Source organism: Gemmatimonas groenlandica (genome assembly GCF_013004105.1).
Lineage (GTDB): Bacteria > Gemmatimonadota > Gemmatimonadetes > Gemmatimonadales > Gemmatimonadaceae > Gemmatimonas > Gemmatimonas groenlandica.
Genome location: NZ_CP053085.1, coordinates 959954 through 970345, shown reverse-complemented (window position 1 = coordinate 970345; position 10392 = coordinate 959954). Strand labels below are relative to the sequence as shown.

Here is a 10392-nt window from a genome sequence, read left to right as displayed (position 1 = left end):
GTCGTCGCATCGAGTGTGGACGAGCAGTATTGCAGTGTTGCACGATCATCGCGGAGTTCCTACGCGGACCGGCCGCGGCTGATTGTTTCGGGTGCCATCGCCGAGTTGTCCGTCGATGTTGTATCCCCAGCACATCGTTTCACCGCTCGTGAGCACGCCGCAGGTATGCGCCCCGTTGGCGCTGAGCGACGTGAACGGCAACGGTGCGAGCACTTTGACGGGGACGTTTCGATCGACGGTTGTGCCATCGCCGAGTTGTCCGTATCCATTGCGGCCCATGCACCAGGCCTCTCCCGACGTCGATCGCGCGCAGACATGCACCGTACCGGCGACCACTGATGTGAAGGCGGCCGCTGACGCGACGCGGGTTGGCTCCGTGCGTGGCGTTCCAGGCGAGCTGCCCGCGCCGTCGCGTCCCCAACACCAGAGCGAGCCTAGGGTGGAGATCGCGCACGTTTGATTGCTGCCGGCGGCGATGCTGGTGAATCGCATGGCGCTCGTTACCGGCAAGGGTGTTGCCCGGGACACAACGGTGCCGTCACCCAACTGCCCGCTCGCGTTGTCGCCCCAGCAGATCGCAGCGCCATCGCGCGTGAGACCACAACTGTGTTGCCATCCTGCCGTCGCCGCGATGAATCGCAACGACGTGGCGGCCGCCGTCGGCGTGGCGCGCGCGATCGTGGTGCCGTCGCCGAGCTGTCCACGCGCATTGCTGCCCCAGCAGACCACGACGCCGTCAGTGGTCAGCGCACAGCTGTGATCACGACCTGCACGAATCGCCATGAACAGCAGATTCGACGCAACGCGAACGGGTGCACTGCGCGAGGTGCGCGTGGCATCTCCCAACTGTCCAAAGGCATCACTGCCCCAACAATACACGTCACCTTCACGCGCCAACGCGCAGGTATGCGAGAGACCGGAAGAGACTTGTGTAAACTGGAACTCGCCACGAACCGAGCCGGGAAACGACGCGTCGTCGAAACCGCCGCTGCCCAACTGCCCATCGTCATTCGCACCCCAACAGGTGAGTCGCGCGTCGTGCACCACGCATGAATGACGGCCACCGGCGGCGACAATGCCGGGATCGGACGTCGCTCGCAGCGAAGGCTCAACAGGCACGGGAGCAACCGGCGGGGCACCGGCGAGCACGGGCCCCGGAAGCGTCGGCTCAATCGGTCGTGCGCGTGGCAACACGTTGGTCGGCGCGGGCGGCGGCACGACAGCGTTCGACACACTATCATCCGGCGCGACATCGAGCGTGGCAGAAAGACTGTCGCTGGAGGAGTCGCTGGAGGAGTCGCCGACGGGTGGTGCGATCGGCAGTCCGACTGGCAACTCCCGAGCGGCAACGTCGGAGAGCGTGGAGATGGACGCGCTGTCGGACCGGCCGATCTCGGCGGGCGTGCCGAGCACGCGCCACGCGCCGATCAACGCCAGCAGCGCAACCACGGCAACGCCGAGCGCCACCCAACGACGTCCGCGCGACGGCGACACGATATCCACCTCGTCATTCCCGCCTTGCATCCACGTAGGCTGATCGTCGTTTGCGACGTTCGCGCCACTGTTGGTGTTGGCCGCGCCCGTGTTGATCACAGCGGGTGCCGCGAGTGCGGAACTCTCGACCAGCGCGATGGAGCGCTCGCTGTTGGATGTCGGGGTGAAAGGCTCCGCGCCCGACTCCGGTCGCCGAAAGCGGATCGTCTGCAGCGCCGCGGCGAAGAGACCAACGGGCGCCGCGCCGTGAGCGGCAGCGGCTCCATCGTGCGGCGCACGTCGACGCGCTTCGCGTTCCGCGGCGCGCACTTCCTGTCGGCGCTGATGCGCGACCCGCCAGTGCACCCAATCCGGGGGAAGCACACTCCCTTGGAGCTGGGCCAGCAGACCATCCGCGCCCGCCCAGCGCGCTCCCGGACGCTTCTGCAGGGCCCGTTCGATGAGATACTGCAGCCGCTCCGGCACGTCGGAGCGCACGTCATCGATCGGACGCAACGCTTCGTTCTTCTGCCGATACATGACGTTGTACAGCGAATCGCCTTCCCACGGACGATGTCCGGTCAGCATTTCCCAGGCGACCAGTCCGAGGCTGTACACATCGGAGCGCGCGTCGGCCGCCGCTCCATCGATTTGCTCGGGCGCCATGTACGTTGGCGTGCCGATCGCGGTGCCCGTCATCGTGAGTCGTGAGTCGAACTCGCGCGAGAACGCAATGCCGAAGTCACTCAGCAGCGCCCGCCCGCTCACGGCATCGAGAAAGATATTCTCCGGCTTCACATCGCGATGGATCACGCCATGCGCGTGCGCGTACGCGAGCGCCGAGGCAATGTCGCGCAGCAACGCTTCTGCACGCGCGGGCGCAAGCGGCCCTTCCTCGAGAATCGTCTGCTTGAGGGTACGCCCCGGTACCCACTGCATGATCAAGGCGAGTCCATCCGGCAGCCGCTTCACCGCATGCACCGACACGATCTGCGGATGCTGCAACTGTGCGACCATTCGCGCCTCGCGGCCCAATCGCGCGATCAGCTCGGCGTCGAGTCCATCGGGTCGCCCACGTACCACTTTGATGGCCACATCGCGGCCGAGCGCGCGATCCCGGGCGCGATACACGACCGCACTACCGCCGCGTCCCAACTCGGCGAGAATCTCGTACTCCTCATCGAGATCGGCGACGACCGCCGCTTCGCCGCGATCGTCCACCATCAGACGTGAAACCGGAAGACCACCTCGCCCATCTCAATCCGGTCGCCCTCGGCAAGTGCAAGGTCGACGTCGCCGTCGCCGTCGAGTACGAGACCGTTGCGCAGCACGGGATTGGTGGCGGAGAGATTGGACAGCAACCACTGTCCATCACGGTAGCGCATGCGAGCGTGGGCCCGGCTCACAGTGGCATCGTGCAGTTGCACGTGTCGATACGGCGGCCCTTCGTTCCGCCCGAATGTCACCTCGATGGCGTCACGACCGGGAGTGCGCACGAAGCGGATCTCGCGCCCGACATCGGGGCCACTAATGACCTCGAGGCGCCCGGGGAGAAACTGGAGCGTGCTATCGGTTGGAACGCTGTAGCGGATGGACCGGCCGTCGAACTCGGTCGCAGCGGGCATCGACACGTCGGGCATCGACACGTCGGGTAGCGGCGCGTATTCGGTGCGCGAGGCAGGTGCTGACCGGTTCGGGGACGCGGTTCGCGCGCTGCGCGACGGGACCCGATCGGCGTGATGAGCAACACCATTACCAGCTGCCGACGACGCCGTGGCAGCGGCACCGTTGGTCGCCGCCGACCAGTGGGGGGCACGCGCCATGATCAATTGCGCGCGTTCGACCTCATCGTCGTCGTCTTCGGCCCGTGCATAGACCACAGCGCGGTCGTGCCCAAAGAGTGGCAGTGCACCACTCGAGTGCCGACGGCCCGAGATCGGTCGGCGGACCCACCACACGAGTCCGCCGATGAATGCAATGAAGCACAACACGGCGAGCAGCGCGCCGAACACGAGGCCATAGGACATGTCCTCCTGTTAGCGCAACTTCCATTCCTCAGCTGAGCGTCGACGTGATATTCCGCACGAAATGCGCGGCGCTACTCAGCGAGCCCGTCCGTATTACCGACCCGTCCGCTACAGCAGCGTCGGATTGCGACGCCACACGACCACGGTGAGCGTCGTGGCAAACGTGACCCACGTGAGATACGGCACAAAGAGCACCCCTGCGAGCGTATCGCGACGCCAAAATAGCACGAGCGTAATGGCGATGAGAATCCACAGGCTCACCACTTCAATGGTGGCGCCGAGTCCGGTCCGTCGGACGAAGAAGAAGTAGCTCCACGCCATGTTGAGCACGAGTTGAACCGCATAGAACGATAACTCGACCGTGGCTCCGTCGAACCCAGCCAAACGCCACACGCGCCACGCGGCGGTTCCCATCAGGATGTACAAGAGAGTCCAGGCCGGGCCGAAGAGCCATCCCGGCGGGGCCCACCACGGCTTCTGCAGAATCCCGTAGAACTCGTTCGCCGACTTGGCGGTGACGGCACCACCGATGGCCGCGACACTGGTTCCGAGGATCCAGGCGAGCAAACTTGGAAGAGATTGCAGCATCCATGTAACATGGTCGACTGCGCGAACGAGCGTCAGGGACGCCATGATCGTGCGCCGGACGTGCTGGCATGCGCGTAATATGCGCGCTCACCGCGGACAGCACCAAAACTGATACATGGCCGCGAAGGTGTCCGGGTGCGCGGCCTCGAACGCCTCCCAAGCAGACAGTTCGAGCCACTGCGCAGGATGCTCGGCACGGAAGCGTGCCTGTACCGCTGATGAGACCTGAAAGCCAAGGAAGCGCAGCTCGAGCGTATCAAGATCGCGCGCGATGTCTGACACCGTATAGCTCCGCTCCTGCACGTGCATGAGCAGATCTCGGCACCCGCTCATCGAGAAGAAGTCGATGAACGCCAGCACGCCACGCGCCGGATGTACGGACGGCAACGCGAGGATGGCCTGTCGGCTGGCGCGAATGCCCTCGTCCGTAGCGGCGAATCCGCCCTGCTGCACCAGCTCCCGCGCGGCATCGATCTGTCGGCGCGCCGCCCTCGAGTACAGGCCGATCTTCATGACGCCGTGCGGTTCAAGTACACGGATCAACCGGCGCCAGCCGTCGAGTGGCTCGGCAAGATGATGCAACACTCCGGAGCAGGATACGATCGCGAAGGATCCGATCGATTCGTCGACGGCGAGGATATCGCCGTGTGCCCACTGCACATTCGTCACGCCATGTCGCGCCGCCATGCGAGCGGCATACGCGAGGCTGGATCGACTCAGATCGATCGACGACACGACGGCATCAGGAAATGCGAGCGCCATCTGTACCGGCTGCTGGCCGCTCCCGCCGCCAGCCACCAGAATGCGCGGTGTTTTCGGTACCGCCGATTCGGTGGGACGCAACGCGCGTACGAACGCGGGGATTGACGTGACCGCGGGCTGCTGCAGTGTGACCCAGCGCGGGTACGGGTTCTCCTCGTACATCGCACGGACGAGCGTCGACACGCCTTCCGAGATCGACGTCAGCGCGGGCAGCGCGTCGGCGATTGCCCGCTCGGCGTGATACTCCACCACCTGTTCGCGCACGAGGCTGGCCATCTCGTCTGACCACGTACCGGTTGCGCTGTCGTCGAAGGTGCGCCAGGCCGGGAACTGCCGTAACGTGTCGTACATGGCGGCGCGCACGATCGCCCACTCGCAGTCGTTCCTGCTTTCTCCAGCGCGCCAGGCCTCGTCCACACCGCGTCGTAGTTCGTCCAGCGCGACCCGCTCTTCGGCATCGACGGCCCAGCAGTACTCGGTATTGAATGCCTGCGAGGCGAGCGCACCAATGAACCGGGCGAAGCCCGACGTAGCATTGGCCGGAGCCATCAACAGCGCTTTCCGAAGTCTTGTGAGGAGCCACTCCATGTCCGCATCGGTCACCACTAGGCGAGGCAACGCGGCGAGGAGGAGTTCATCGTGGGCAAGCTCCTCCACCGCCTGCGATGCGACGCTCAGCACATCTTCTCTTCGCCGCAACGATGCCGTGATCGTTTCGTATGCCGGCGTGCCTTTCACTATTCCCAGCATCGCACCGGAGAGCGTCTGCGCTGATATTGATTCGTCGCGACACAGCGTGAGCAGGACGGACCGCACGAGTGGATTGCCCGACCCCAGGCTGACGCCTTGCAGCAGCACCGCGAGGCGTCCGCGCAGTAAGCCTTCCTGGGGATACGCCGCGACGGCCTCGAAGAGCATGATGAGCGCCTCCTCGATTCGCCCGCCCTGCTGCAGGGCGGTGGCCAGATTGAGGTGGGCGTCCACGTAGGGCGTGCGCCGCGCGATCGCCGCGCGGAACGACGCGATGGCCTCCGGCAGCTGACCGAGGGCACGCCACGCGTCGCCGAGCGAATTGTGGAAGTCGGCACGGTGGTCGGCGAGCGCGACGGCCCGCCGCAGCAGCGGAACGGCGTCAGACGACCGTCCTTGTTGATGCACCGCGAGACCGAGGAGATACGCCGCATCGGCGTGCTTCGCGTCCCGCGCAAGCACCGTGCGATATCCCTGCTCCGCCTCGGCCAGTAGCCCGGCTTGATGCGCGATCAGCGCGCGCTGCAGGACGTCCATCGACGAGGTAGACATGCTGCCGAATGTACAGGACGCATGGCGTTCGGCGCACGCTCTTATCGGCAACCTCGCCGCTGCCGATTTCGATCCATCACGCAGCGTTGCCGGTGCGTATAGCGAGTGGCACTATTGCCGGGCGTGTTTGGCCCGACCTGTCTCCCGTACCGGATCCTCATGCATTTCTCTCGTGAACTACTCGCCGGCGTGCTCTTGTCCGCCACGGCGAGCATCGTCTCGGCGCCGCTGGCCCAGGCACAACAGACGCCGCCCGCCGGCGGTATTGCACAGCCTCCCGCCGAGGGAGCCGCCGGGGCCGCCGGAGCTGGCGCCCGGCGTGGCCCGCGTCCGTATGCGCAGGTGATTCCGGCGCGCGCGCACACCGAACGTGGCGGCATCACCGTCCACCGTGTCGACGACCGCTACTTCTTCGAGGTCCCCGACTCGCTGGTGGGGCGAGACTTCCTCATGGTTACCCGTGTGGCTGGCGTGCCGGCGGGTGCCGGCGGATTCCAGAGCGCGGGCAGCTCACTCAACGAACGACTGATCCGCTGGGAGCGGGTCAACGACCGCGTGCTGCTGAAGAGTGTGAGCACGGGCGCCGTGGCCGACGACTCGCTGCCGATCGCACGCAGCGTGGCGCAGAACAACTATCCGGCGATCATCGGCGCGTTCCCGATTGCCGCCTTCGGACGCGACAGCGCGGCGTATGTGATCGATGTGACCGACTTCTTCGCGAACGACAATCCCGCCACGTCGGGTCTCGACGCCAACGCGCGTCGCACCTACGGCGTACGGCGCTACGACGCGGCGCGCAGCTATATCAGCAGCATGCGCGGCTTCCCGATCAACATCGAAGTCCGACAGGTGCAAACGTTCGATGCCGCCACGCCGCCGAGCGATGCCGACGGAGGCACGGTGACCATGGAGACGCGGCAGTCATTCGTGCTTTTGCCGAAGACGCCGATGCGCCCGCGCTACGCCGACGCCCGCGTGGGCTATTTCTCGGTGGACCGCGTGAACTACGGCCTCGATGTGCAGAAGGCCGAGAGTCAGGAGTTCATCACGCGCTGGCGCTTGGAGCCAAAGGATCCGGCAGCATATGCCCGCGGCGAACTGGTCGAACCGATCAAACCCATCGTGTATTACCTCGACCCAGCCACGCCGACGCGCTGGAAGCGCTACGTGCGCGAGGGCGTCGAGAACTGGCAGAAGGTGTTCGAGAAGGCCGGATTCAAGAACGCCATTCTCGCCAAGGACGCGCCCACGCGAACGGAAGATCCGGATTTCGATCTCGACGACGCGCGCTATTCCATCGTGCGCTGGGCCGCGAGTCTCACACGCAATGCCACGGGCCCGCATACCCATGATCCGCGTTCCGGCGAGATCATCAACAGCGAAATCACGTGGTATCACAACCACATGCGCTCGTACCGCAACTGGCTGATGATGGAAACCGGTGCGGCCAATCCATCGGCGCGGACACTCGACATTCCGGAAGAGCTGATGGGCGAGACGATGCGTCAGGTGATCACGCACGAAATCGGCCACGCGCTTGGGCTCCAGCACAACATGATCGCCTCGGCGTCGTTCCCGGTGGATTCGCTGCGCAGCCCGTCGTTCACGCGCGTGTATGGTGTAAGCGCGACGATTATGGACTACGCACGACAGAACTACATCGCGCAGCCGGGTGACGGCTTGCAGCCGAAGGACTTCATCCGTCGCGTCGGACCGTTCGACGATTTCGCCATCAACTGGGGGTATCGCGTGATCGCCGCGCCGACGGCCGAAGCCGAGCGCGCCACGCTGCACCGCTGGCTCACGCAGCAAACCGGCGTGTTCCCGTATCGTTTCGCGTCGCAGCAGCTCGCGGCCGGCGACCCGCGTAATCAGACCGAGGATCTGGGCGACGACCCGATCAAGGCGTCGACGTTCTCGACGATGAACTACAAGCGCGTGATTCCGAATCTGGTGGCATGGACGTCGACGCCAGGTGAGGACTACACCGAGCTCCGCGAGCTGTACGAGGAGACCGTGTCACGCTGGTTCGGCAACATGAACCATGTGGCTACGATGGTCGGCGGTGTTGAAGTGGACCTCAAGACCTCCGAGCAAAGCGGCGCAGTCTATCGCGTGGTGCCCAAGGCACGGCAGCAGGCGGCGCTGGCGTTCCTCTCTTCGAACGTCTTCGCCACGCCGGCGTGGCTGTCGCCGCCGGGCATAGCGCAGCGGATCGGCCCGAGTAACGTGGTATCGACACGTCAGGCCGGCGTGCTCACGTCGCTGCTCACGCCCGCGCGCCTCGGCCGCTTGGCGGAATCGGAGAAGTACGATGTCGTGAACGCCTATCCGCTGGCCGAGTACATGGCGGATCTCAAGCGTACGGTGTTCAGTGGCAATGCGCCCGACGCCGGCCGTCGTCAGCTGCAGCGCGTGTACGTGCAGCGGCTGGAGGCCTTGATCACGCCGCCGGTGGCGCCGACCGGTGGACTGCCGGGCGGCGGTGGCGGTGGAGGCGCGGCCGCGCGCTTCGTTCCGTTTGTCTCGGCACCAGCCGTGGCGCAGAGTGACTTGCCTGCCATGGCCCGCTTGCAGCTGCGCGAAATCCAGCGTGAAGCACGCGCCGCCGCGCTCGCGTCGGCCGGCACGACGAATCGCGCCCACTGGAGCGACATCGCCGACCGTGTGACCGCGATTCTCGAGCCGAAGTAGTCCACATAACGGCGGAGTAGGGAGTAAGTACGGCGTTAGGAGAAAAAGAAGGGCCCCGAACAATCCACCGTTCGGGGCCCGCTTTGCCGGCAGGAAGCACTAGCGACTCCCTACCCCATACTCCGTACTCCCTACTCCGCCGTTATCAGGGGAGCCGATCGGTGCAACCCTTGAAGTTCGGGTTGTTCCGCTCGTCGGTGACCACGGGGAGATTCACATCCCCACCGTAGTTGCCGCCCTTGTAGTGCACGCCTTGCGGGAACGTGTTGTCGACCGTCCGCCCATACTGACGGATCAGGCGACGCATGTCGCCGAGACGCTGGCCACGGCTGAACGTCCAGAAGGCCTTCTCCCGGAAATGCAGCGAGACACGGCTGGCTTCCGTACCCGGATCGACCAGCGCCGTCATGGCGGCGGGCTGGATCTCTCCGAGCTTCGGCGGCGCTGCGCGAAGCGCGTTGTGAATGGCGAGCCACGACGTCACGTTGCCAGCCTTGAGTGCCGCCTCGGCTTCGATCAGGCGCGCATCGACGCCGTTGGCCACGTCGACGGCCGAGAACTGGCCCCACATCGTGGTCGTGCGCGTGTAGGTCAGACCGTCCTGACCGTTTACTGAACCCGAAGTCGGTGTGACCACCGGTAGGCGATTGTCGCGGGCTGACGCGAACGGGATCGCGTTGCGCACCAGAATCGTGCGCGCGTTGCCTTCGACGCTGTCGCCCACGCTGTAGCGGCGGGAGCTGAGTCCCTGCCCCCAGATCGTGTTGGTGCCAGCGTTCGCCGAGAACGTGTGCTGATACGCAAAGGCCGTGGGCACGCCCGCGACCAGCGTACCTGCACCGGCAAAGTCCCCACGGGCGAGGGCCACACGGGCCCGCGCGACGCGCAGTGACCGGTTCATCAGTACGCTCTGGGCATCGGTGCCGTTCGCGAACGTCAGTCCCGAATCGAGCGATGCAGCGGCGATGGCGAACAGCTCTTGGTTCGACTTGGGTACACCGTCTTCCGGCGGCAACGCGTTGCCGTTGCCGATCGGCGTCCCGTTGCAGAAATCGGAAGCCAACTGCATCTCGGCAAAGCCGCGCGCCAGATACATCTCCGCGATCAACGCCCGCGCATCCGGACGCAACGCGACGAGTGCAGTGATCGCCTGATCCGAGCGGGTGCGCACGCGATACAGTCGACGCAACATGCCGGTAATCGAGGAGTTGAACTCCTGAATCTGCCGCTGGTCGGTCTCGTCGTTTTGGATGAACGTTGAACTGGTCGACCACTCGTCCGCCAGCAATCCACCAAACAGCCACGTGCTTTCGTCAGCGCCCGTCACCGACCGAAACGTCGCGATCGCACCGTTCGCAATCGCCACGGCCGCTTGCGGCGTGGTGGCCTCTGACGGCAGGATGATGTCCGGGTCAGTGACCTGGAGGAACTGATTATTCGCTTCCTGACACGCGGTGACCGACATGGCCAGCGCGAGAGTGAATCCGGTACCCAGGCGTCGCGGCATGGTGGACCGGCCCTTGGAGTTGTTCTTAGTCATGGGCGG

The 10392-nt window shown here is 65.3% G+C and carries 6 protein-coding genes; 1 reads left to right on the top strand and 5 read right to left on the bottom strand.

Annotated features, from left to right (window positions below; translation table 11 throughout):
- Positions 1-45: 45 nt before the first annotated feature.
- The 4 genes from HKW67_RS03980 to HKW67_RS03965 all read right to left on the bottom strand — a co-directional run bounded on the left by HKW67_RS03980 (position 46) and on the right by HKW67_RS03965 (position 6152).
- Positions 46-2697: an RCC1 domain-containing protein gene (locus HKW67_RS03980; RefSeq protein WP_171224159.1), complete on the bottom strand. Its 2652-nt coding sequence runs from the start codon at positions 2695-2697 to the stop codon at positions 46-48.
- Entirely contained in the window at positions 2697-3500 is an 804-nt protein-coding gene (locus HKW67_RS03975) for an FHA domain-containing protein (RefSeq protein ID WP_171224158.1), read from the bottom strand. Before HKW67_RS03975 ends, HKW67_RS03980 begins: the two co-directional genes overlap by 1 nt.
- A 108-nt stretch (positions 3501-3608) precedes the next feature.
- Positions 3609-4088, bottom strand: coding sequence for a TspO/MBR family protein (locus tag HKW67_RS03970; protein ID WP_171224157.1), 480 nt, complete (start codon positions 4086-4088; stop codon positions 3609-3611).
- 87 nt (positions 4089-4175) lie between these two features.
- Entirely contained in the window at positions 4176-6152 is a 1977-nt protein-coding gene (locus HKW67_RS03965; RefSeq protein WP_171224156.1) for a tetratricopeptide repeat protein, read from the bottom strand.
- Positions 6153-6311: 159 nt separating this feature from the next.
- Here HKW67_RS03965 and HKW67_RS03960 point away from each other — a divergent pair, with 159 nt between their 5' ends.
- Complete coding sequence (locus tag HKW67_RS03960) at positions 6312-8846, top strand: zinc-dependent metalloprotease (protein WP_171224155.1); 2535 nt, start codon at positions 6312-6314, stop codon at positions 8844-8846.
- Positions 8847-8991: 145 nt separating this feature from the next.
- On the opposite strand, the gene HKW67_RS03955 is transcribed toward HKW67_RS03960, so the two are convergent.
- The gene (locus tag HKW67_RS03955; RefSeq protein WP_171224154.1) at positions 8992-10386 is read right to left on the bottom strand and encodes a hypothetical protein; all 1395 of its coding nucleotides are present in this window, start codon (positions 10384-10386) and stop codon (positions 8992-8994) included.
- Positions 10387-10392: the final 6 nt, after the last annotated feature.

What these genes read in the sequence shown, in the direction of transcription:
- HKW67_RS03980 (WP_171224159.1), bottom strand. Translation starts at nt 2,697, where the DNA reads ATGGTGGACGATCGCGGCGAAGCGGCGGTCGTCGCCGATCTCGATGAG.
- HKW67_RS03975 (WP_171224158.1), bottom strand. Translation starts at nt 3,500, where the DNA reads ATGTCCTATGGCCTCGTGTTCGGCGCGCTGCTCGCCGTGTTGTGCTTC.
- HKW67_RS03970 (WP_171224157.1), bottom strand. Translation starts at nt 4,088, where the DNA reads ATGCTGCAATCTCTTCCAAGTTTGCTCGCCTGGATCCTCGGAACCAGT.
- HKW67_RS03965 (WP_171224156.1), bottom strand. Translation starts at nt 6,152, where the DNA reads ATGTCTACCTCGTCGATGGACGTCCTGCAGCGCGCGCTGATCGCGCAT.
- HKW67_RS03960 (WP_171224155.1), top strand. Translation starts at nt 6,312, where the DNA reads ATGCATTTCTCTCGTGAACTACTCGCCGGCGTGCTCTTGTCCGCCACG.
- HKW67_RS03955 (WP_171224154.1), bottom strand. Translation starts at nt 10,386, where the DNA reads ATGACTAAGAACAACTCCAAGGGCCGGTCCACCATGCCGCGACGCCTG.